The sequence below is a fragment of the Nocardia pseudovaccinii genome (genome assembly GCF_050942345.1).
GTDB lineage: Bacteria > Actinomycetota > Actinomycetes > Mycobacteriales > Mycobacteriaceae > Nocardia > Nocardia pseudovaccinii.
This window is the reverse complement of record NZ_CP192074.1, coordinates 378,073-401,159: the sequence shown is the minus strand read 5'-3', so window position 1 is coordinate 401,159 and position 23,087 is coordinate 378,073. Positions and strand designations below refer to the sequence as shown.

Annotated in this window: 21 protein-coding genes; 14 read left to right on the top strand and 7 right to left on the bottom strand. The window is 65.1% G+C overall.

What is annotated here, in order from left to right; all coding sequences use genetic code 11:
- Window positions 1–52 precede the first annotated feature (52 nt).
- Complete coding sequence (locus ACQPZ2_RS01865; RefSeq protein WP_433524015.1) at window positions 53–904, top strand: SDR family oxidoreductase; 852 nt, start codon at window positions 53–55, stop codon at window positions 902–904.
- Window positions 905–964: 60 nt separating this feature from the next.
- Window positions 965–1,492 carry an O-acetyl-ADP-ribose deacetylase gene (locus ACQPZ2_RS01860; protein ID WP_433524014.1) on the top strand — a complete coding sequence of 176 codons (528 nt, stop codon included), beginning with the start codon at window positions 965–967 and terminating at the stop codon, window positions 1,490–1,492.
- Between the two features lie 63 nt (window positions 1,493–1,555).
- Here the strand turns inward: ACQPZ2_RS01860 and ACQPZ2_RS01855 are convergent, their stop codons facing one another.
- Window positions 1,556–3,451, bottom strand: coding sequence for a glycosyltransferase (locus ACQPZ2_RS01855; protein ID WP_433524013.1), 1,896 nt, complete (start codon window positions 3,449–3,451; stop codon window positions 1,556–1,558).
- A gap of 124 nt (window positions 3,452–3,575) precedes the next feature.
- Entirely contained in the window at window positions 3,576–4,112 is a 537-nt protein-coding gene (locus ACQPZ2_RS01850) for a GtrA family protein (protein WP_245720867.1), read from the bottom strand.
- 108 nt (window positions 4,113–4,220) lie between these two features.
- Here ACQPZ2_RS01850 and ACQPZ2_RS01845 point away from each other — a divergent pair, with 108 nt between their 5' ends.
- Together ACQPZ2_RS01845 and ACQPZ2_RS01840 are read left to right on the top strand one after the other, a co-directional pair.
- Entirely contained in the window at window positions 4,221–5,201 is a 981-nt protein-coding gene (locus ACQPZ2_RS01845; protein ID WP_433524012.1) for a glycosyltransferase, read from the top strand.
- Window positions 5,198–6,784, top strand: a complete 1,587-nt coding sequence (locus ACQPZ2_RS01840; protein WP_433524011.1) for a DUF2142 domain-containing protein — start codon at window positions 5,198–5,200, stop codon at window positions 6,782–6,784. Before ACQPZ2_RS01845 ends, ACQPZ2_RS01840 begins: the two co-directional genes overlap by 4 nt.
- Window position 6,785: 1 nt before the next feature.
- Here the strand turns inward: ACQPZ2_RS01840 and rfbB are convergent, their stop codons facing one another.
- Window positions 6,786–7,793, bottom strand: coding sequence for a dTDP-glucose 4,6-dehydratase (gene rfbB / locus ACQPZ2_RS01835; protein WP_433524010.1), 1,008 nt, complete (start codon window positions 7,791–7,793; stop codon window positions 6,786–6,788).
- A 341-nt stretch (window positions 7,794–8,134) separates the two neighbouring features.
- Between rfbB and ACQPZ2_RS01830 the strand changes: the two genes are divergently transcribed.
- Window positions 8,135–8,851, top strand: coding sequence for a hypothetical protein (locus ACQPZ2_RS01830; protein ID WP_433524009.1), 717 nt, complete (start codon window positions 8,135–8,137; stop codon window positions 8,849–8,851).
- 348 nt (window positions 8,852–9,199) lie between these two features.
- On the opposite strand, the gene ACQPZ2_RS01825 is transcribed toward ACQPZ2_RS01830, so the two are convergent.
- A complete protein-coding gene (locus tag ACQPZ2_RS01825; protein ID WP_084508370.1) occupies window positions 9,200–10,207 on the bottom strand; it encodes an alpha/beta hydrolase in 1,008 nt (335 codons plus the stop codon).
- A 220-nt stretch (window positions 10,208–10,427) separates the two neighbouring features.
- On the opposite strand from ACQPZ2_RS01825, the gene rfbA reads away from it, so the two are divergent.
- The 4 genes from rfbA (at window position 10,428) to ACQPZ2_RS01805 (ending at window position 13,913) form a co-directional block, all read left to right on the top strand.
- Window positions 10,428–11,300 carry a glucose-1-phosphate thymidylyltransferase RfbA gene (rfbA, locus tag ACQPZ2_RS01820; RefSeq protein WP_063039813.1) on the top strand — a complete coding sequence of 291 codons (873 nt, stop codon included), beginning with the start codon at window positions 10,428–10,430 and terminating at the stop codon, window positions 11,298–11,300.
- A 3-nt stretch (window positions 11,301–11,303) separates the two neighbouring features.
- On the top strand, window positions 11,304–11,852 hold the full coding sequence (locus ACQPZ2_RS01815) for a dTDP-4-dehydrorhamnose 3,5-epimerase family protein (protein WP_433524008.1): 549 nt from the start codon (window positions 11,304–11,306) through the stop codon (window positions 11,850–11,852).
- A gap of 108 nt (window positions 11,853–11,960) precedes the next feature.
- The gene (tnpB, locus tag ACQPZ2_RS01810) at window positions 11,961–13,412 is read left to right on the top strand and encodes an IS607 family element RNA-guided endonuclease TnpB (protein WP_433524007.1); all 1,452 of its coding nucleotides are present in this window, start codon (window positions 11,961–11,963) and stop codon (window positions 13,410–13,412) included.
- A gap of 78 nt (window positions 13,413–13,490) precedes the next feature.
- A complete protein-coding gene (locus ACQPZ2_RS01805; protein WP_433524006.1) occupies window positions 13,491–13,913 on the top strand; it encodes a MarR family winged helix-turn-helix transcriptional regulator in 423 nt (140 codons plus the stop codon).
- Between the two features lie 242 nt (window positions 13,914–14,155).
- Here ACQPZ2_RS01805 and ACQPZ2_RS01800 read toward each other — a convergent pair whose 3' ends face one another.
- A complete protein-coding gene (locus tag ACQPZ2_RS01800) occupies window positions 14,156–15,031 on the bottom strand; it encodes a helix-turn-helix domain-containing protein (RefSeq protein ID WP_433524005.1) in 876 nt (291 codons plus the stop codon).
- A gap of 139 nt (window positions 15,032–15,170) precedes the next feature.
- Window positions 15,171–15,725 (bottom strand): DUF4282 domain-containing protein, encoded by a 555-nt coding sequence (locus tag ACQPZ2_RS01795; protein ID WP_433524004.1) that lies wholly within the window; start codon window positions 15,723–15,725, stop codon window positions 15,171–15,173.
- Window positions 15,726–16,014: 289 nt separating this feature from the next.
- Here ACQPZ2_RS01795 and ACQPZ2_RS01790 point away from each other — a divergent pair, with 289 nt between their 5' ends.
- From ACQPZ2_RS01790 to ACQPZ2_RS01780, 3 genes are all read left to right on the top strand, one after another.
- Window positions 16,015–16,494 carry a hypothetical protein gene (locus ACQPZ2_RS01790; RefSeq protein WP_433524003.1) on the top strand — a complete coding sequence of 160 codons (480 nt, stop codon included), beginning with the start codon at window positions 16,015–16,017 and terminating at the stop codon, window positions 16,492–16,494.
- 241 nt (window positions 16,495–16,735) lie between these two features.
- The gene (locus ACQPZ2_RS01785; protein ID WP_433524002.1) at window positions 16,736–18,985 is read left to right on the top strand and encodes a molybdopterin-dependent oxidoreductase; all 2,250 of its coding nucleotides are present in this window, start codon (window positions 16,736–16,738) and stop codon (window positions 18,983–18,985) included.
- 215 nt (window positions 18,986–19,200) lie between these two features.
- The gene (locus tag ACQPZ2_RS01780; protein WP_433524001.1) at window positions 19,201–19,818 is read left to right on the top strand and encodes a pyridoxamine 5'-phosphate oxidase family protein; all 618 of its coding nucleotides are present in this window, start codon (window positions 19,201–19,203) and stop codon (window positions 19,816–19,818) included.
- Window positions 19,819–19,977: 159 nt separating this feature from the next.
- Here ACQPZ2_RS01780 and ACQPZ2_RS01775 read toward each other — a convergent pair whose 3' ends face one another.
- Complete coding sequence (locus ACQPZ2_RS01775) at window positions 19,978–20,418, bottom strand: GtrA family protein (protein WP_433527715.1); 441 nt, start codon at window positions 20,416–20,418, stop codon at window positions 19,978–19,980.
- A gap of 242 nt (window positions 20,419–20,660) precedes the next feature.
- Here ACQPZ2_RS01775 and ACQPZ2_RS01770 point away from each other — a divergent pair, with 242 nt between their 5' ends.
- The gene (locus tag ACQPZ2_RS01770; protein ID WP_063039823.1) at window positions 20,661–22,115 is read left to right on the top strand and encodes an FAD-binding oxidoreductase; all 1,455 of its coding nucleotides are present in this window, start codon (window positions 20,661–20,663) and stop codon (window positions 22,113–22,115) included.
- Window positions 22,112–22,873 (top strand): decaprenylphospho-beta-D-erythro-pentofuranosid-2-ulose 2-reductase, encoded by a 762-nt coding sequence (locus ACQPZ2_RS01765; protein WP_433524000.1) that lies wholly within the window; start codon window positions 22,112–22,114, stop codon window positions 22,871–22,873. The genes ACQPZ2_RS01770 and ACQPZ2_RS01765 overlap by 4 nt, the downstream gene beginning before the upstream one ends.
- Window positions 22,874–23,087 lie beyond the last annotated feature (214 nt).

Here is a 23,087-nt window from a genome sequence, read left to right as displayed (position 1 = left end):
TCGGCACGGCCGAGGGCGCACCCACCCGCGGCCCGGACGACAGGAGCAGGTCATGACGGAACCGGGATCGAAGCCGCTCGCGGGCGCGACGATGATCATGTCGGGCGGCAGCCGTGGCATAGGTCTGGAGATCGCCAAGCGAGCCGCCGCCGACGGCGCGAATATCACCCTGATCGCGAAGACCGACCAGCCGCATCCGAAGCTGCCCGGCACCATCCATACCGCGGCCGCGGAACTCGAGGCGGCGGGCGGAACCGTACTGCCGTTCGTCGGCGATGTGCGCATCGATGAGTCGGTCGCCGAGGCCGTGCGCCAGACCGTAGAGCGGTTCGGCGGCATCGACATCGTCGTCAACAACGCCTCGGCGATCGACCTGTCCCCCACCGACGCCATCTCCATGAAGAAGTACGACCTGATGCAGGACATCAACTGCCGCGGCAGCTTCCTGCTCTCCAAACTCAGCATTCCCGCGCTGCGCGAATCGGCCGCGGCGGACCGCAACCCGCACATCCTGACCCTGTCCCCGCCACTCAACCTGGACCCGAAGTGGGCGGGCATGGCGCTCGGCTACACCATCGCCAAGTACGGAATGTCGCTCACCACACTGGGTTTGGCCGAGGAACTCAAGGGCGACGGCATCGCCGTCAACTCACTGTGGCCGCGCACCACCATCGCCACGGCCGCGGTCAAGAATCTGCTCGGCGGCGAGGAAATGATCGCCACCTCCCGCACCCCCGACATCTACGCCGACGCCGCCTACCTGGTCCTCACCTCACCATCGAAGGAGACCAGCGGCAACTTCTTCCTCGATGACGAAGTACTCGCCGCACACGGCATCACCGACCTGGACAAGTACCGCGTCGTCCCCGGCGACGCCGAACTGACCACCGACCTGTTCCTCTGACCGGCCGAGGGTGGCGCGTGGCTCCGAGCAACCCCGCGCCTACCCGCTACCGTCGATGACGTGACTGGACAACCGAATCCGGCCGAGATCACGCTGGTCCGCGGTGATATCACCGAGCAGGTGGTCGACGCGATCGTCAATGCGGCCAATTCTTCGCTGCTCGGCGGCGGTGGTGTCGACGGCGCCATCCATCGAGCGGGCGGGCCCGAAATTCTCGATGGCTGCCGGAAGTTGCGCGCATCGCAGTACGGCAAGGGGCTGCCCACAGGCCAGGCCGTCGCCACCACTGCCGGTCGGCTGCCCGCGGACTGGGTCATCCACACCGTCGGCCCGGTCTGGTCGGCAAGCGAGGACCGCTCCGCCCAACTCGCCTCGTGCTACCGCGAATCACTGCGGGTGGCAGACGAATTGGGCGCACGCACCGTCGCGTTCCCGGCCATCTCCACCGGCATCTACCGCTGGCCGATCGACGACGGCGCGCGGATCGCCATCGAGACGGTGCGCGAAGCGACAACGAACGTGACCGAAGTTCGCTTCGTCCTCTTCGACGAGCGCGCGTACACCGCATTCGAATCCGCACTCCGCTGAGCACGATCGGCACGCGCACCGTTCGGCGCGCCGCGCGATCATTTCGTGCGCGGCGGCATCGGCTCAGTTCGGCTCGATGCCGTAGAGGCGCTCCCAGTTCTCCCGGCTGGTCAGCTCAGGCATCGCCGCGCGGTACTGCCGGGTGAGGCTGGGCAGTTCGCGGCGCAGTCGACGCAGGACGCGGATGGTGCGGATGAGCAGGGCGCGAGCGCGCGCCTTGTCGCGCTGCCGGACCCGGACACCGGACTGCGAGGCGTCGGTGACCACGACGTGGTCGAACAGCGAAACGTGCCACCAGTGCGCGTCCTCGCGGGTGACGCCGACCAGCCCGTGCTGGGTGCGCCCGGTCCACTGGGCGATGGCCCGCTTGATCAGCACCGCGGTGACCCGACTCGGTTCGCCACCGGCCCGACGCAAATTGATATCGGCCGAGCGCACCGGCGGAGTCGCAGCGGGATGCTTGATGGTCTCGGCGTAGTCGCCGCGACTGGTTCGAGCGGCGGCCAGCGCGGCGATTCCACCGTCGCGCAGGACCTTCGGCCCCTGCAGGAAGTCCTCGATGCCCTGCAGGGTGGTGTGCACCAGGCCGTACTGCATGGCGACCAGATGTTCGGCCAGACTCCGGAACAGCTGGCGGGTAATGGCTTTGCCGTCGAGATCGGTGTGCAGTGAACCGACGATCAACGAGTTGCGCGTGCTGAAGTAGCGCGCCCAGTCGTCGTAGTCCTTCCAGTAGAAGTCCGCGTGCCATACCGCGGCGTTCGGCAGCGTCACCGTGACGAACCCGTGCTCGCGGGCCCGGATGCCGTATTCGACATCGTCCCACTGGAAGAAGATCGGCACCGGCAGCCCGATCTCGGCGACCACCTCGGCCGGGATGAGGCAGGTCCACCAGGCGTTGTAGCCGGCGTCGACGCGGCGCTCCTGGTTCTTCTTCAGCATGCTGGTGTTGCGCAATGCCTTCGGCACCTTCTGGCCGTGCTTGAGTTCGTGCAGATGCACTTCCTCGGCGCCGACATTCAGGTAATCCGGGTTGAGCAGGAACAACATCTGCGCACCGACCAGGGTCGGTTCCACGGTCATGTTGGCGAAGGCGTTGAGCCGCAACACCGTTTCCGGTTCGCAGAGGATGTCGTCGTCCATCAGGATGACGTCGGCGTGCTCGTTGACCGCGGACACCTCGTAGAGGCCACGGGTAAAACCGCCCGCACCACCGAGATTCGGCTGCCGGATATAGCGCAGCTTGTCACCGAAGATCGGCAGCGTCTCCTGGAAGCGCGCCTGGGTCTCCACCAGATCGGTGCCTTGATCCACCACATAGACCGCGTCGATGGCCTCCAGAATCGGGGCGTCGGAGGCCAGCGCGGCCACCGTCTCGGCGCAGTCCGCGGCCCGGTTGAAGGTGCAGATCGCGATGGCGACCGGGCGCATGTGGTCGGGTGCGGTGGCGGACCAGGTCTGCGCGGAAATGCCGAGTTCGCCGCCGATGGCATCGAATTCGAGCCACAGCGCGCCACCGTCGACGTACTGGTCCAGCGGTGCGGTCAAGGTCAGCGGGCCGCTGGTGGTGATCTCGGCGGTCTCGATGATCCGGCGGTGCCCGGCGATATCGGAGGCGACCACCCGGACGCGGGCCTTCTCGGTCACATCGAGCACCATGCTCGCCCACACCTCGGTGACCGTGGTCCAGCGCTGCCAGTAGCTGGCCGCGAAACGCCCGAAGTAGGTGTTGGTATGCGCGGACGCGCCCTTCTCCAGTCTCAGCTCCAGGCGTTCCCGATGTGCGCGACCCTTGACGACGGCGTACAGCTCGTCACTCACCTTCGCCGACGGACCGGTGAAGATGCCGCGCTGCAGCACCAGCCGATCGGGCGCCTGGTGGTCGACGCGCAGCGAGGCGGGCGCGGTCGAAGGTTGGTCATTTGTCTCGGTAACGGCCTGGGTAGCCGACTGATCCATGAAGTCCTCGAAATCGTTTTGGTGCCGACGGGACAGACACGCCCCTGGATGCCTTCGCGGCGGGTGCGAGGATATCAATCAGGCTCGGCGACTGCCTGTCCAGGAACCGGGGCGGTCCTGCTATTTATGGTTGCTTGTCATTAGCCGAACTGTCCGAAGAACCGACGAATACGAATTTGTCGTAGGCCCAGTAGCGGAATACCACCGCGACGATCTGGCCGATGAGCGTGCCGGAGATGTTGTCCGACAGCGGTGAAGACAGGTCGAGCACATAGCGGGAGAACCCCAGACAACCTAGTTGCAGGCCGATAGCGACAACATTGAATATGGCATACAAGAGGTACTCGCGCCCGGGATTATCGGATTTCTTGTGGCCGAAGGTCCACCACTTGTTGCCGAAGTAGGTCACCACCGTGGCCACCGCGATCGCGATGATCTTGGCGGGCAGCGGCGCGTGGTAGAGCACGCCCTCGCCGCCCCAGAACACCAGCAGGTTGTAGGTGCCCGCGTCCACGAGGAAACCGATCGCGCCGACCACCAGGAAAGCGCCGCCGCGCCGCAGTGCGGCGATCACCTTCGCGGTCAGTGGCTCGTCAACGGGCGTCGATTGCGGTGAGCCGGACCGTTCGGAGAATGACACGGGCTGCTCTGGGTAAGACACCCGGCGACGGTACCCCAGTAGGCTCGGTGAACCGAGTGAGCACCAATAGGTACCGCCCTGTACCCTCCCGGTGTTCCCCATTCACCGCCGACATCGAGGATTGACCGGGTGGACTCCACCGAGCTCCGAATTGCCGCAGTGGTGCCATGCCACAACGAGGAGGCTTCGGTCGCCAAGGTCGTCGCCGACCTGCAGGCCGCCGTGCCGGGAATCGTCGTCTACGTCTACGACAACCGCAGCACCGACGCGACCGCCGAGCGGGCCCGCGCCGCCGGTGCGATCGTGCGCCACGAACACACCAAGGGCAAGGGCAATGTGGTGCGCCGCGCCTTCGCCGATATCGAGGCCGATATCTATCTGATGATCGACGGCGACGACACCTACGAGGCGTCGGCCGCGCCGCTGATGATCAAGACACTGCTCGATGGTCCGTACGACCATGTGCTCGGCGTCCGCAAACAGGACGAGGGCGCGTCGGCCTACCGCTCCGGCCACGAGACCGGCAACAAGGTGCTCAACGGCGTGGTCGGAAAGGTGTTCGGCGAGAACGTCGACGATATGCTCAGCGGCTTCCGGGTGTTCTCGCGCCGATTCGTGAAGAGCTTCCCGGCCGTCTCGCGCGAATTCGAGATCGAGACCGAGCTGACCGTGCATTCCCTGCATCTGCGGGTGCCGCAGACCGCGGTTCCGGTCGGCTTCCGCGATCGGCCCGCGGGCAGTGAGAGCAAGCTGCGCACCTACCACGACGGATTCAAGATCCTGGCGCTGATCATCGGCCTGGCCAGACATGAGCGACCGGTCGCGTTCTACGGACTGTTCGGCACGCTGAGCTGGCTGGTCTCGATCATTCTGACCATTCCGATCGTGGTCGAGTTCTACAACACCCATGAGGTGCCCCGATTCCCGACGCTGTTCCTGGGATTCACCTTGCTGCTGCTCGGCAGCCTGGCCTGGACGGCGGGGCTGATCCTGGACGGCATCCGGCGCTCCCGGCACGAGGCCGCCCGGCTGGTCTACCTGCGCTACTCGGCCGTCGGCGCGGACGACGCGCATGGTGGTGAGGTAAACACCGGTGGAGCCGAGCGTTGACGACCTCGGCGGATCGAACCGCGACCGCTGCGAATCCGGAACCCGAGACCACGGACAACGATGTAGCGACAGCCGAATCCGCTGCCGCCGAACCTGATTCGAGCAGACCGAATCCAGCACGTGATTTCGGACGCCGCATCGTGGCCCGCTTCGGCACCGCGACGGTCGCCTTCACCATCGTCGTCACGGTCTTCGGCGCACTGTTCGCCTGGATCACCCCGCCGTTCTGGGGCCACGACGAAATCACCCAGTTCGGTCGCGCCTACCAGGTCGCGCACGGCGGCTTCCTGCCGCAGCGGATCCACGACGATCGCGGCATCTCCTATGGCGGCGATGTGCCGATCAGCATCACCCAGCTGATGGGCTACGCGCTGCACGACTACAGCACCAATCCGGAAGAGCCGGATCAGATGGTGGCCGATCCCGGCAGTTACGCCCGGATGGAAGGCGCCGCGGTTTCCAAGGCCGAGGAGCCGGTCTGGTTCACCAATACCGCCGCCTACTCGCCGGTGCCGTATATCCCTGCGGCCATCGGCATTCGGGTCGCCGAGCTGTTCGGACTGAATGTCGGCGCGATGATGCTGCTGACCCGGCTCGCGGGCCTGGCCACCTACCTCGCGCTGGTCGGATTCGGTCTGTGGGCACTGCGCGCGCACCGGGTGCAGTGGCTGGCGTTCACCGTCGCCGTGCTGCCGATCGCGGTCTTCCAGGCGGGCACCGTCACCGCCGACACCATGACCAACGCACTGGCCATCCTGGTTTCGGCATTGCTGGTCAAGGCGCTGTTCCTGGGTGACGGTCTCGGTCGCACCGAGACGGCCGCGCTACTGGGCGCGACCCTGCTGCTGCCGGTCAGCAAGCCGACCTACGTGCTGCTCGCCATGCTCGTGGTGCTGGTGCCGACGAACCGGTTCGCCCTCGGCGGTGCGGCCGGTTGGAAGCGTTTCATCCCATGGGGTTTCGCGGGACTGGGCGCGCTGGCATTCGCGGTCTGGATGAAGATTGCGGGACCGACTACCGACGGTATGGGCCTGATGCGCCCACAGCACCAGTGGAACTCGGTGCGGCCGAGCGATCAGCTGCACGGGATCCTCACCGACCCGGTGAATTTCGTGAATACCTTCGGCGAGAGCATCGCCCTGCGCGATCAGCGGTGGTTCATCCAGTTCTTCGGTGAACTCGGCTTCGCCTACATCGATGTCCCCGCATTGTCGATATTGGCCTGCCTGCTCGCCTTCGCGGTCAGCATCGGCATCGCGGATCGGATGAATACCGCGACGGCCACCTTCCGGCGCACACTGATCGTCGCGCTGACGCTGCTCGCGAGCGTCGCGATGATCTACATAACGCTGTACATGTCGTTCACACCGGTCGGCTACTACATCATCGATGGTGTCCAGGGCCGGTACTTCGTGCCGCTGGCGATCGTCGCACTGGTGCTGCTGCTGCGCTGGATGCCGTTGCGGCTCACCGACGTTCGCGGCCAGACCCCGACCAGGGGTCCGGCCGTCGCCGTCATCGCGGCCACACTGGTAGCGCTGATCGCCGCGCTGTGGAAGTACTACTCGATCGTCTGGGGCTGACTCAGGCGTTGATGGTCGTTTCGCCCGCCTCGGCGTAGGCGCGCTCGGTCGTGGCTTTGGCTGGGCGCCACCAGGATTCGTTGTCCCGGTACCACCGGATGGTCGCGGCGAGCCCGGCGGCGAAGTCGGAATAGCGTGGCGTCCAACCGAGTTCGGTGCGCAGCAGCGTCGCATCGATGGCGTAGCGCTGATCGTGACCCGCCCGGTCGGTGACGTGATCGAAATCGCCCGGATCGCGGTCGAAGGCCTGCAGGATCATCCGCACCACGGACTTGTTGTCGAGTTCACCGTCCGCGCCGATCAGATAGGTCTGCCCGATTCGCCCGCGCTCCAGGATGTCCCACACCGCGCGGTTGTGGTCGTCGACGTGGATCCAGTCACGCACCTGATGGCCGGCACCGTAGAGCCGCGGCCGCACGCCGTCGATGAGGTTGGTGATCTGACGCGGGATGAACTTCTCCACGTGCTGATACGGCCCGTAGTTGTTACTGCAGTTGGAGATCGTCGCGCGGACACCGAACGACCGGGTCCAGGCGCGCACCAGCAGATCGCTCGAGGCCTTGGTGGCCGAGTAGGGGCTGGACGGGTTGTAGGGGGTGTCCTCGTCGAATGCGGGTCCGTCCGGTGTGAGATCGCCGTAGACCTCGTCGGTGGAGACATGGTGGTAGCGCACGTCGTGGCGGCGTACCGCCTGCAGCAGCGAGTAGGTACCGACGATATTGGTCTGCACGAACGGCCAGGGTTCGGCGAGGGAGTTGTCGTTGTGCGATTCGGCGGCGAAGTGGACAACGGCGTCGACACCGCTGACGAGTTCGTCGACCAGATCCAGATCGGCGATGTCACCGTGCACGAAGTCGACGCGGTCGGCCACCGGCTCGAGCGAGGTCCGGTTTCCCGCGTAGGTCAAAGCGTCAAGGACGGTTACGGTGGCGTCGGGACGCTCTGCCACGGTCTGTTGGACGAAATTCGCACCGATGAACCCGGCCCCGCCGGTTACGAGCAGTCGCACCCCATGACCTTACGTCGGCCACTGGTGACTGCTTGCAGGTCACTCGAAAAGGTCAGCTCGACCCGCTGCCGCCGGATCCGTCCGATCGGATTCACCCGCGCGAACAGGGTTTCAATCTGTGACGTTAGTCACTCTGGTCGAGTGTAAAGAAGGACACGTGGTTCAGTTCTTTGTGAAAAGGCATGGTCAACGTGCACATTTCAAAGAACCCACCAAGCCTCGAGTCGCGATGGTGAACAAAATTTGAATTAACGGTCACAACGGGTTCACCACTCGTTAGCTGGTCTAGATTTCGATCGTCTAGTCCCCTCCGAACGCTTCACATCGAGGTCCAAAACAAAATGCTGATGAGGAAATTCGCCGCGACTTCGGCTCTGCTGATCGCCGCCATGGGCGTCACCGCGGGCACTGTCAACGCGGCACCGGCGGAATCCGCCGACGCCCCGATCAACTTCACCGCGAACGCCACCGACACCCAGTCGATCATCTCGATCGACTCCGGCTCGCTGGTCGTCGAGGACAACGCCCTCAAGATCAAGGCCGCCAACGGCACCACCGTCGCGGGCACCCCGCTGACCTTCCGCGTCGACGACTTCGAGTTCCCGATCGCCGCGGACATCGCCGACCACACCGCCACCCTCACCCCGCAGCTCGACATGGCGAAGGCCACCTACAAGCCGGTCGCGCTGCCCTACGAGGACCAGGCCCCGTTCAAGAGCCAGTACGACCGTGAGCTGGCCGCCTTCAACCGCATGAAGGACACCATCGCCATGGGCGCCACCATCGGCACCCTGGTCGGCGGCCTCGGCGGCGGCGCCCTCGGCTGCGTCCTCGGCGGTATCGCCGGTGCCACGGTCGCCTCGGCCACCATCGTCGGTCTGTTCGGCGCGTTCATCCCGGCCGCGGCCGTCGGCTGTGTCGCCGGCATCCTCGCCGTCGGTGCGCTGGGCACCCTGCTCGGTCAGATCTTCATCACGGCTCCGGTCGCGATCGGTGCGGCGATCCAGTACTTCGCCACCACCAGCGCGCCGTTCAACGCGCCCGCGCCGGCGAAGTAAGTCACAACGGCTCTGCACAACTGAAAAGAGCCCAGGAAACCCCGCCCGGTCATCGATCTGGCGGGGTTTCTGCTGCTGAACTCCGCCCAGCCGAATGGCAGGGCGGAGTTCACACATAACGCGGGCTGTGATCTGCCGAGCATCGAAGTAATTTCTGCCGACGCCCAGGTGAACAAAAAGTAAATCAAGTTGAACCGAATGGCCATGCCGGGTATTCGCCGAAATTCGATTCTCCGAATAACGGAATGGAATTCTTGACACAAGTTCCAACTAAAGAACCCCGCCCCGGACCGCCGCCGAAAGGCGAGGTCCGGATGCGGGGTTCGCGACTCGTCCGGCCGATCCAGGTCAAGCCGTCCGAGCCTGTTGGGGCTGCTCGAGGCGGGCGCGCACGAACCGGGAGACCCGGGCCAATGCCATCCTGCTCTCGGGCAGATTCGGGGCTATCGCCATGAAGGCATGCACCTGACCGCGCCAGATCTCCAGCGCGTTCGGGACACCGGCCGCGGTCAGCCTGCGGGCCATGAGCTCGCAGTCGTAGCGCAGCATCTCGTCTTCGGCGGTGATCAGCAGCACCGGCGGCAGACTCGCCAAGGCGCCGTTGACCGGCGACGCCAGCGGATCCAGCACCCCGTCCACCTCGGCGCCGATCCGCACCACCGCCTCCAGCGCGGACAGCGGCAGATAGGGATCGCGCGCGACATTCATATAGTCGCGCTTGGCGGCGTAGTCCAGATCGAGCAGCGGGCTCAGCCCGATCAGCCCACCCGGCGACGGCAGCCCGGATTCGATCGCGCGCAATGCGGTGGCGAAGGCGAGGAAGCCGCCCGCCGAATCGCCCGCGAACATGATCCTGGCCGGGTCCGCGCCGTGCCGCAGCAGCCAGCGGTAGGCGGTCACGCAGTCCTCGATCGCGGCGGAGACACTGTTCCCGGGCAGCTGGCGATAGTCGACATTGACGACCGGCAGTCCGGTGCGCCGGGCCAGGCTGGCCGCGATCGGGCGATGAGTGCCGAGACCGCAGACGGCGAAGCCGCCACCGTGCATATACAGCACCGCGCCGTGCCGCAGGGCGCGCGAGCCGCCCGAGGGACGCAGGATCTCCATCCGAAAACCGTTCAGCGTCACCTGTTCTCGATCGACTCCGCGTGGCTGCGGCCGCAGTCGCGCCAGACCGTCGATCGCGAGAGCACCGATCGGGATGGTCGTGCGGCTGACCGGAAACATGCGCAGCACCGGCCGCACCGCACCGAGGCAGGTCGCCAGCAGCAATCGGGCCGATGCGCTCGGACCGTCCGGGTTCATCAACAGACCCGGATCACCTGCGTCGAATTCACTCCCGCTGATCGCTACCATCGCGCACCTACCTCACACTGGCGCGCCGAACCCGACCGAACGGTTCTCAGGCGAGAGTCGACGCTGACATCTCACACGCTGATGTTTCACAACACCGTAGCGTGATCTACGCTACATATATCGCCCGCCGCGCCGGATCACCAAACGTTCGTGATCAATTCGTAGGCGAGTCGGAACCTCGCCGAAGCCGAGCTGGATGCGCCTGGCAGACTCGATGACCATGCGCGGAATCATCTTGGCCGGTGGCACCGGATCCCGGTTGCACCCGATCACGCGCGGGGTGAGCAAACAGCTGGTCCCGGTCTACGACAAACCGATGGTCTACTACCCGCTGTCCACGCTCATGCTGGCGGGCATCAGGGACATCCTGGTGATCACCACCCCGGAGGACGCCGACGCGTTCGCCCGCCTACTCGGCGACGGCTCACAGTTCGGCATCTCGATCACCTATGTGGTGCAACCGGAACCGGACGGACTCGCCAAGGCGTTCGTCCTCGGCGCCGACCACATCGGCGGCGAGAGCGCCGCATTGGTCCTCGGCGACAATATCTTCCACGGACCAGGCCTTGGCACCAGCCTCGAGCGCTTCGCCGCGATCGACGGCGGCGCGGTCTTCGCCTACTGGGTCTCGGATCCGACCGCCTACGGCGTCGTCGAATTCACCGAGGGCCGGGCGGTATCGATCGAGGAGAAGCCCAAGGTGCCGCGGTCCAACTACGCCATCCCCGGGCTGTATTTCTATGACAACGATGTCGTGGAGATCGCGCGCGGGCTGCGGCCCTCGGCGCGCGGCGAATACGAGATCACCGATATCAATCGCGCCTATCTCGAACAGGATCGGCTGCGCGTCGACGTCCTCGCCCGCGGCACCGCCTGGTTGGATACCGGCACCTTCGACTCGCTGCTCGACGCCGCCAACTACGTGCGCACCATCGAACAGCGCCAGGGCCTGAAAATCGCCGTGCCGGAAGAGGTCGCGTGGCGGCAGGGCTTCATCGACGACGAACAGCTGTGCGCGCTGGCCGAACCGCTGGTTCGCTCCGGCTATGGAACGTATCTGCTCGATCTGCTCGAGCGCGGACGGGATTGGTGAACGATGGAGTTCCGTGAACTCGCCGTGCCGGGGGCATGGGTGATCACCCCGCGCCAATTCGGCGACGAGCGCGGCATGTTCTGCGAATCGTTCAAGGCCTCGGAATTCGAGAAAATGACCGGTCGGCCGTTCGATCTGCGCCAGGTCAACTGCTCGGTCTCGGCGGCCGGTGTGCTGCGCGGCATCCACTACACCGAGGATCCGCCGGGTCAGGCCAAGTATGTGACCTGCGTGCGCGGCGCGTTCCTCGATGTCGTCGTCGATCTGCGACCCGGGTCGCCCACCTACGGACGCTGGGACAGCGTGGTGCTCGACGATGTCGATCGGCGCTCGATGTTCCTGTCCGAGGGGCTCGGCCATGCGATCCTGTCGCTGGCGGATCACTCCACCGTCACCTATCTCTGTTCGATCGAGTACACGCCCGAATTCGACAGGGATATGGATGCCTTCGATCCGCGGCTGGGCATCGAATGGCCGAAGGTCGGTCTGGACGGTCGCCCGCTGACGTATATCCGATCCCCGAAAGACACTGCCGCTCCGCCCTTCTCGTGAGCTGAAGCACTTGGAAAGGGACGAACGTCGCCGCCTCCGATGAGGAGAGATGCGGTGTATGGGCGCGTTCTGGTGAGCAGTGTCGGTGATGTCTGCGATGGTGGAGGCATGACGAGGGATGTGACGGTGTTGCAGGGGTACCGGTGGTTCGCGCTGGATCCGACCCCTGACCAAGAGGCGATGCTGCGGTCGCACTGCGGAGCGCAACGCAAGGCGTTCAACTGGGGTTTGGGGTTGGTGAAGGCAAATCTCGACCAGCGCGCCGCAGAGCGCTCCTACAGTCTGGCCGAGGATGAACTGACGCCGCCGGTGGGCTGGTCGGCGTACGGTCTACGCAAGCGGTGGAATCAGACCAAAGACGTCGTCGCACCGTGGTGGCGGGAGAACTCGAAAGAGGCCTACTCGTCCGGTCTGGCGAATCTGGCTGCTGGGCTGTCGAATTGGGCAAAGTCTCGGTCAGGGGACGGCAGCGGGGCGCGGATGCGTTTCCCGCGGTTCAAATCCAAGCGCTCGGCGATGTCGTGCCGCTTCACCACTGGCGCGTTCGGCTTGGCCGATACCGATCGCCGACATGTACGGCTGCCGCGTATCGGCGTGGCGCGTACCCACGAGTCCACCCGCAAACTGGCTCGCCATATCGAGCGCGGTACTGGCCGGATCCGATCGGCGACCGTATCGTTCACACGGGGCCGCTGGTTCGTGTCGTTCTCCGTCGAAGTCGAGCGCACCCACCGCAGCCCGACCCGGCCCGACGCAGTCGTCGGTGTCGACCTCGGTATCACGCACCTGGCCGTGCTATCACAACCGGTCCTCGGTGTCTCTGATGCCCGTGGCATGGTCGCCAACCCACGACATCTCGAACACGCCCAACGCGTGCTGCGGCGACGGCAGCGCCAAGCCGCTCGTCGCCGATGTCCGGACAGGCGCACCGGAACCCAGCCGTCGAAACGCTGGCAGCAGTCCAACACCAAGATCACCAAGCTGTACGCGAAAGTGGCGAACTGCCGTGCTGACGGCCTGCACCAGCTCACCACCGCGCTGAGTGACCGGTTCGGCGTGGTTGTGGTCGAGGACCTCAACGTGGCCGGAATGCTACGCAACCATCGGCTGGCTCGCCGGATCGGCGATGCCGGATGGGGTGAGCTGCGCCGCCAACTCGACTACAAGTCGGGCTGGCGCGGCGGCACACTGACCGTCGCCGATCGCTGGTATCCCAGGTCGAAGACCTGTAGTGCGTGTGGCGTGGTGAAAGCCAAACTGCGCCTGAGTGATCGACTGTTTCGCTGTGATGGGTGCGGTCATCGCGCCGATCGCGATCTGAACGCCGCCCAGAATCTGGCCGCACTCGCGACCCGGATCCACCATGGCGCGTCCTCCCCGAGTTGCGGGGCGACGAGAAACGAGCTCGCTGGAAACCCATGTAAGACCAACCTGCGTTGGCAGCGGGTACCGCCACGGGAACACCCTCGAGGTGAACGTCGCGTGAGCAATCACGCGACTGCCGATGAAAGCGCAGCCCCACGCACGGCCATCGGTAACGGTTGCTGCAGAAGTCATTAGAAAATACATGCACACACATTAAATTCTCCTGCATTTAATGCGCTTGCATCGACCGACAACGGGCACTAGAATGCGGTCATGTCGAAGCCGTCGACAACACAATTAGCGGGGCGCGATGTGGCGCCCACCGGGTTGGTCGCCGAGTGGCGTGAGCTGCTCGACCGGCACGCCGCCGTGAGCTGTGCGCTCGAGAAGGAGTTGCAGGGCAAGCACGATATCGGCCTCAGCGAATTCGAGACGCTGGATCGGCTGGTCGACGCCGCCTCCGGCGACTATCGAATGAGCGATCTGGCCAACGACATCTACCTGAGCCAGAGCGCCCTCTCACGCGCGGTGGCGCGGCTGGAGCGCGACGGACTGGTTTCGCGCAGCATGTGCGCCGAGGATCGGCGCGCGATCTTCGTCTGCCTGACCGAGAAGGGTCGCGAGGTCTACGAGTCGGCGCTGCCGACCCATCGCGACGTGCTCGAGCGGACCTGGGGTAATCGACAGAAGTGCTAGATAGCTAGATCCACGTCTTCCCAGCCACCGAGGAGCGAGTCTTACGAGCGGCCGTTCGCGGCCCGTCTCGCGTCCGAGTCGTCGAAGCGCATGCGACGAAGTCGCGAGTCTCGATGACGCCGCCAGCGGACTGCTTGCAGGTCGCTCGAAAGGGGCCGCTAGCGACTGCTTGCAGGTCGCTCGAAAGGGTCAGCCACGAGGCACCAGGGGGCCGCGAACACGCCGTGCCGCAGGCGCGGCAATCAGATACTGTCGCGCGCTTCCTCGATACCGGTGCGCGCATCCGCGGCGACCGACTTGATGTTCGCGAAAGCCGTTCGGTAACGCTCGATTTCGTGATCTTTGTCCAGGTACACCGGGCCGGTAAACGCCTCGACGTAGACCACAGGCGGCTCCCGCAGCTCCACCTGCGCGGTATCGGCGAATTCGAGTAGGACGAACGGGCCGGAATCCATGCCGTCGTGATAGCCGGAATCCGAGGGCACCAACTGGATTCGCACATTCGGCAGGTCGCACATGCGCCGCAGATGTGCGAGCTGTTCGACGGTCACCTCGGCACCACCGACCCGCCGCCACAGCACCGATTCGCTGATCACCACATCCAGATGCAGCGGCGAGTCCTTGCGGGTGAGCAATGCCTGCCTGGCCATGCGCAGCTGCACCCGACGTTCGATTTCGGTCTCCGACGCCTCCGGACGCGCGGACTTCAGCAGCGCGCGGGCGTATGCCTCGGTCTGCAGCAGTCCGGGGATCAGCTCGTTCTCATAGGTGGCCAGGGCTCGCGCGGCCTCCTCGAGACCGATGTACACCTCGAAACCCTCGGCGATCACATCGCTGTAGCCGGTCCACCAACCCCTGGCCTTGGTCTCCTTGGCCAGTGCGGTCAGCGGTTCGACGAGATCGGTTGGCGCACCGTAGATCTTGCACATGGCCTCGACGTCCAGGCTGCGCAATGAGGTCTGCCCGGTTTCGATCCGCCAGATCTTGGCCTCGGACCATTCGAGCTGCTGGGCCGCCATCCGGGTGGTCATCCTGGCCCGATTGCGCAGATCACGCAGATGTCGGCCGAGCTGCCTGCGCGGCATGGTCGATCCGGTGGTGCCCTGCGGTAAAGCCATGCTTCCCCCTCGCGATATCCGAACAGCATTGTTTCACAGTAAATCCGACACAGGTCACGATCGGTGTCGCACGCAGGCCAACGGCGCAACAGCGACGAACAGGTTCCCGCAGCCGATGATCCGGCAATTCAGCCCGGTTCTACTTGCGTGCGCCACGCTTGCCGAAGCGCCAGAACTGCACGGCGCGAACGTCTTCGGAGAGCTGGTTCACCGGCTCGGCGACATCGGAAAGCGCCTGGAACAGATCGTCGGCGAGATCGGCGATGTGCTCGACCTTGGTGGCCAGCTTGGACGCGTTCTCCAGGAATTCGAGCAGCAGGCGTACAACGGCCGCGATGGTCAGGCCGAGCGGTATCGCGATCAAGGCGGCCAGCACGCCGAGCACCGCGGAGACCTGCCACATCAGCACCGCCAGTGCGATCGGGATGCCGATCGCGAAGGCCAGGCCGAGCATGTAGGCCAGCGGCAGCAATGTCCTGGTCGCGGGGCGGTGGAATTGCACGTCGAGCAGGCCGCGGGCCGCATCGGCGGTCCAGGCCCGCGGACTTTCGAACGGTTCGGCGGGTTCGGGCTCCGCGGTGCGCGAGAAGCGCTTGGACGCGGTCTCTTTCCAAGTGATCCAGCGTGATTCGGTTTCGAACTCTGCCGAATCCGCCGCCCCGTCACGATTGGATTCATCTCGCCCGCCCGTCATCCGACCACCACCCCCCACCGAATCGCTACGCGATGCTCACCCATATGGCGATCCTTCCCTCAATCCGACGCCGGGCCAATAGGAGTGGATTCACACCGACAGGTACGGCCGCATGGGACGGCGGCACGGCCCATTAAAAGAGGTATCTCGGTGATAGCCGATCACTACCGGGTGAGACGAACCCGACAGTCACCAAGATCTTTTGTACAACCCGTAACGCCCACCCCACCCCGCCCCGATACCTCCCACGTATGCAGGACCCAGATCTATCGGGGAATGGAGAAAGACAGTGCGCACCACGTTTCCGACTTCCGCATCGGCGGCAGAGATGACTGCCGCGGCGCAGGACTACATCCAGCGCGGGTGGACGATCGCTGAAACGACCAACGGAATCTGCCTGATCACGGATGAGGATCTGTCGGGTATCGAGATCGGCGGTGAGCTGGCCGGTGAGGTTCGCCAGTTCCTGCGCGCGAACAACCTGACCGGTCCGGTTATCGAGATTCCTGGCGCCGAGCGTCGCGAGATCCACTTGGTCACCGGCCTGCGCAAGGCCGCGATGGCGCTGGAGGCACTGCGCGAGGCGGGCGCCACCGTCTACACCGACGGCGACGGCATCCCGCTGCCCCCCACCCAGCTCACCACCGGCGAGGCTTGCTGGGGCGTGGCTCCCGGCGAGGCCCGCTGGATCCCACCGGTAGTCGCGATCGGCGCGGCGGTTCGCTCGGCGCTCTCGCGTCGCACGACCGTCAGCACCGTCGCCTGCTGAGCTCGTCCGCCTCCCCGCATACTTGGGCCATACAAGTGGGGTGTCGCTCGGCCTGCGTACAGGTCCTGCGTCGAGCGCATGATCAGTCCTGGACGTACCCGACGAGTTACCCATGTTCTCGCGAAATCAGTCGTTACGTTGGTGCCGTTCGACTGATTCGCGGAACATGCCGGAACGGTTCACGCACGCATATCGACCGTTCTTGTTTCACTTAGATCCATCGCGCGCGATGATGGGGGCTATGGCCCAGCTCACTGATGACTCCCGGACGCTTTTGCGGACCTGCCCGCTGTGCGAGGCGGTCTGCGGACTCGAGATCACACTCGACTCGAATGACCATGTGACCTCGGTTCGCGGGGATCGACAGGATCCGTTCAGCAAGGGGTTCATCTGCCCCAAGGGGGCCAGCTTCGGACATCTCGACGAAGATCCGGACCGGCTGACCGAACCGATGATCCGAGACCGGGCCACCGATACCTGGCGCACCGCATCCTGGACCGAGGCATTCGAGCTCATCGCCGCACGCTTCCCGGCGATCGTGGCCGAGCACGGAAATCAGTCGGCGGCACTGTATCTCGGCAATCCGAACGCGCATACCGTGGCCGGGGCGCTGTATGTGCCGGTGCTGATCCGGGCGCTCGGCACCAAGAATCTGTTTTCGGCGAGTACCGCCGATCAAATGCCCAAGCAGGTGGCGAGCGGGCTGATGTTCGGTGATCCGCTCACCGTGCCGGTGCCGGATCTGGATCGCACCGATTATCTGCTGATGCTGGGCGCGAATCCGCTGGAGTCGAACGGATCGCTGTGCACCGCACCGGATTTCCCGGGCAGGTTGAAGGCATTGCGCAAGCGCGGCGGGAAATTCGTCGTGGTCGATCCGCGGGAAACGCGGACCGCGAAGCTGGCCGATGAGCATCTGTTCATCAGGCCGGGTAGCGATGCTTATCTGTTGTTCGGGATCGTGCACACATTGTTCGAACAAGGTCTGACCGATATCCGCGTGGATGTCGCGGGGCTGGACGAAGTGCGCTCGGCCGCCGCGGATTTCACGCCCGAGGTGGTTTCGGAACGGACCGGAATTCCCACCGAGACGATTATCCGTATCGCGCAGGAGTTGGCGGCCGCGCCGACCGCGGCGGTATATGCGCGAATCGGCACCTGCACAGCCGAATTCGGCACGCTGACACAGTGGTTGGTCGAGGTGATCAACGTGCTGACCGGCAACCTCGACTCACCCGGCGGCGCCATGTTCGCCAAAGCGGCAGCGGGCGGCATCCCGCGCACCAAGCCGTTCCGCATCGGGCGCTGGGCCAGCCGGGTGCGCGGGCTGCCCGAGGCAATGGGAGAACTGCCGGTGGCGACCCTGGCCGACGAGATCATGACACCGGGCGCGGGGCAGGTGCGCGCGCTGGTGACCGTCGCGGGTAATCCGGTGCTGTCCGCGCCGAGCGGAGTCCGATTGGATACTGCGTTCGCGCAACTGGACTTCATGGTCAGTGTGGACCGGTACCTGAACGAGACCACCCGGCACGCGGATGTAATCCTGCCGCCGCCGCGCTCGACGCAGTCGCCGCATTACGACTTCGCGTTGCTGCAGTTCGCGGTTCGCAATTACGCGCGGTACTCGCGGCCGCTGGTCCCGCTCGGCGATCGCCCTTCGGAGTCGGAGATCCTGGCCAGGCTCGGGGCCGCACTCACCGGGCAGCCCGCCGGACCGGAGGCGCTGAACGGCGTCGATGAACTGATCATCGCGGGCATGCTGCACAAGGCGGGCATACCGGAGCGACGGCCCGAACTCATCGGGTCCAACAGCACCGAGCAGCGCATCGACCTGATGCTGCGGCTCGGGCCGTATGGCGAGTGGAATGCCGGCGCGAGCGACGGGCCCGGAGGCGGTAGCCTGCGTGATCACGAAGGGCCCCGGGAGCGCCGAGATCAATACAGCGCGCTGAATCTGCAGGTGCTGCTGGACAATCCGCACGGTGTCGATCTCGGACCTCTGCAGCCGCGCCTGCCCGGCGTGCTGCGGACGGCGTCCAAGCAGGTGGAGTTGGCGCCGCAGCCGCTGCTCGACGACGTCGCGCGGATGCGGGCCCGGCTCGCCGATGCCGCGCCGGATGTGGTGCTGATCGGGCGGCGCCAGCTGCGATCCAACAACAGTTGGATGCACAATATCCCGACGCTGGTCAGCGGGTCGAATACCTGCACGCTGCATATCAATCCGGCGGATGTGGCGCGGTTGGGACTCGGCGATACCGCCGTGGTGAAGTCCGCCGCGGGGACGCTGACGGTACCGCTGGAGCCGACCGAGGCGATCATGCCCGGGGTGGTCAGCTTGCCGCACGGCTGGGGACACACCGACAGCACGCAGACGGTGGCCCGGGCGCATGCCGGAGTGAACGCCAATGTGCTGACCGATGATTCGGTGGTGGATGTGCCCTCCGGAAATGCGGTCTTCAATGGCGTTCCGGTGACTTTGACCCCCGCCTGAGTTGCGCTCGATTCGACCGGCCGGACAGTAAAAGTTCCGGCCGGTCGGATTGTAGCTATTTTCTGGAAACCCGTCCGCTAACTAAAGATTCAGTGCATTCTCAACATGGATTTTGCTGTGTTGCCAGACTAAAATGGACAGGATTTCGGTTTAGTCGCGGGCTCAGCGTCGAACCCGTTGCGGTGCGCCGGATTCCAGCTACCAGAGGGGGCGCGATGCCCGGTACACGTTGTGGCAGTGACGGTGAGCACGAACTACAGGACAGGTACGGTACGCAGGACCGCGCCGAACGTTTCTACCAAGATCAAGTACTCGATCAGCTGAACCCCGCGATGATCGAATTCATCGCCAGGATGGATATGGCCTTCATCGCCACCGCGGACAAACACGGCGAATGCGACGCAAGCTTCCGTGCGGGCCTGCCCGGCTTTCTGCACGTGATCGACGAACGCACTCTTGCCTACCCGGAATACCGCGGCAACGGTGTGCACGCCAGCCTCGGCAACATCCTGGAGAACCCTCACGTAGGCATCCTGCTAATCGATTTCGTCCAGGATCTGATCGGATTGCACATCAACGGTTCGGCACGGATCGTGGACGACACCGCGCTGCGCCACAACGTCCCGGAACTACCCGAGAACGTCAAGGGGCGAGCCGCACAGCACTGGGTGGTGGTCGATGTGGAAGAGGCCTACATCCACTGCCGCAAACACATCCCGCATCTGGTCCCCGCGGCGCGTGAGCAGCGGGAGTGGGGCACCGACAACGTCCGCGCCAAGGGCGGCGATTACTTCGGGGCGAAGGCACAGGTCAGCGCCCTTATTCCACGCTGACCGCCTGCTTGACCCAGACGGAGCGAGTCTTACGAGCGACGTTCGCGGCCCGTCTCGCGTCCGAGTCGTCGAAGCGCATGCGCCGTAGGCGCGAGTCTCGACGGCTCGGACGCGAGACACCAGGGGGCCGCGAACACGCAGCGCCGCAGGCGCTGCAAATCAGACACCGAGTTTGAAGATGACCAGGCGCTGCACGACGAAATTGATGACCGTCGCGGTGCCCTGGGCGATGACGAAGGCCAGCGGCTGGCGCCACCAATCGCCCGGCAGGGTGGCATAGAGCACCTGGTTGATGCCGACCTGGACGGCGAAGGTGACGGCATAGAGGATCACCACCGCGATGAAACGGGCGCGGCTCGGGGGCGCCTGGAAGGTCCAGCGGCGATTGATCAGGTAGGCGGTCGTGGTGCCCGCGATGAAGCTGATCGATTTGGCGACGCTGACCGGAAGGCCGATCAAGTTCAGCAGGAAGCTGTAGATCCCGTAGTCGACGATGGCCGAGAGGCCACCGGTGAGGGTGAAGCGGATGATCTGGGTTTTGAGGTCGACATCGGTGCTGGGTTCGATTCGGCGCTCCCGGGTCCCTTCGTGGTCACGCAGGCTACCGCCTTCGGGCCCGTCGGTCACGCCGGCCGGCTCGTCGACCAACGGCAGTTCGGCCGGGAGCGGCAGCTGGGGTTCTGCTTGCACGCCGACGAGCGTAACGCCGGTGACCCGCGGCACGCGGACCGAGCACCGATTGGACACTTGTCCTGCGCGACGCAACCACTGTCGGACCTCACATACTGGGGAGTACGGCGACGCCGACCGCATATCGGCTCATGCATGTAGCCTCTATGCCGATGTCCACGAAAGCTCCGACCGCCACCACAACCGGTAACTCCGGCAATGTCGCCGACGGCACCTACGCGCTGCCGACGCGGACCAAGGCATTGACCGGGTGGGGTCGCACCGCACCAACATCTTCCGAAGTGCTCTCGACGAGCGATCCCGAACTGATCGCCAAGGCCGTCGCCATGGTCGCCGAGGACAACGACTCCAAGCCGGCCCACCTGCGTCGCGGCATCATCGCGCGCGGGCTCGGCCGCTCCTATGGCGATCACGCGCAGAACGCGGGCGGCCTCGTCGTCGATATGACGGCGCTGAACAATATCCACCGGATCGACCGGGATACCCGGATCGTCGATGTGGACGGCGGCGTCAGCCTGGACCAGCTCATGAAGGCCGCGCTGCCGTTCGGGCTGTGGGTTCCGGTGCTGCCCGGCACCCGTCAGGTGACGATCGGCGGCGCCATCGCCTCCGATATCCACGGTAAGAACCATCACAGCGAGGGCAGCTTCGGCAACCACGTGCGCTCGATCGATCTGCTCACCGCAGATGGGCAGGTGCAGCACATCACGCCCAAGCGCAATGCCAAGCTGTTCTGGGCGACCGTCGGCGGCAACGGACTCACCGGCATCATCCTGCGCGCGACCATCGAGATGGCGCCCACCGAGACGGCGTACTTCCTCAACGACGGCGTGAAGACCACGACGCTCGACGAGACCATCGCCGCGCACAGCGACGGCAGCGAGGCGAACTACACCTACTCGAGCGCGTGGTTCGACGTGATCAGCCCGCTGCCGAAGCTCGGCCGGGCCACCATCACCCGCGGCCGCCTCGCCAAGGTCGACGAACTACCCAAGCGCCTGCGCAAGAAGCCGCTGAAGTTCGACGCGCCGCAGCTGATGACGGTGCCCGATATCTTCCCGAACTGGACCATGAACAAGCTCACGCTCCAGGCCATCGGTGAGGCGTACTACGCCATGGGCGGCAATTACACCGGCAAGGTGCAGAATCTGACGCAGTTCTACCACCCGCTCGACATGATCGCGGAGTGGAACCGCGGCTATGGTTCCAACGGCTTCCTGCAGTACCAGTTCGTGGTGCCGACCGAGGCGGTCGAGGAGTTCAAGCGGATCATCATCGATATCCAGGGCTCCGGGCACTACTCGGCACTGAACGTTTTCAAGCTGTTCGGACCGGGTAATCCCGCACCGCTGAGCTTCCCGATGCCGGGCTGGAACATCTGCGTCGACTTCCCGATCAAGCCGGGTCTGAACGAGTTGGTGAGCGAGCTGGACCGCCGCGTCATGGAGTTCGGCGGGCGGCTGTACACCGCGAAGGATTCGCGCACCACCGCGGAGACCTTCCACCAGATGTACCCGCGGATCGACGAGTGGATCAAGATCCGCCGAAGTGTCGATCCCACAGGCGTTTTCATGTCCGATATGGCGAGAAGGCTGGAGCTCCAGTGATTAATGCCGTAGGCAACCCGCAGACCATCCTGCTGCTCGGCGGTACCTCGGAGATCGGGTTGGCGATCTGCGCCGAGTACCTGCGCAAGAGTCCGGCGCGCATCGTTCTGGCCGCGCTGCCCGGTGATCCGCTGCGCGAGGACGCCGTCTCCGAGCTGAAGTCGGCCGGTGCGACCCAGGTCGACGTCATCGACTTCGACGCGCTCGACACCGAGAGCCATCCCAGAGTTATCGACGCGGCCTGGGACGGCGGCGACGTGGATGTCGCCATCGTCGCGTTCGCCCTGGACGGCGATCCCGAAGAGCTGTGGCAGAACCAGCGCAAGGCCGTGCAGGTCGCCGGAATCAATTACACCGCCGCGGTTTCCGTCGGTGTACTGGTCGGCGAGAAGATGAAGAAGCAGGGCTTCGGGCGGATCATCGCCATGTCCTCGGTGGCCGGTGAGCGGGTGCGTCGCTCGAACTTCGTCTACGGCTCGACCAAGGCTGGACTCGACGGCTTCTACCTGGGACTCGGCGAGGCGCTGCGGCCGTACGGACCGCGTGTGCTGGTGATCCGGCCGGGCATGGTGCGGACCAGGTTCTCGGCGCACGTCAAAGAGGCTCCGCTCACCGTCAACAAGGAAGATATTGCGGCACTGGCGGTTTCGGCGTCTCAGCGGGGCAAGGAGCTCGTCTGGGCGCCCGGCACCTTCCGCTTCGTGATGATGATCCTGCGGCACATCCCGCGCCCGATCTTCCGCAAGCTGCCCATCTGATTTCCCCGAGCCGCACCCTGTCGGCCGCGCATTCGTTTGCGCGGGACAGGTGCGGCTCGTCTATATCAGCAACACGCGGTTCCGTGGCTGCCCGGCGAGTTCGGTGCCGACGTGACAGCAAGTCCGGCATCAGCGCACGCCACTGTGCCATTTCGGTGGATGCCATCGTCGCGGTTCGCCGGGACCGGTCGATGCGGCATTCGGTACCCTGCCG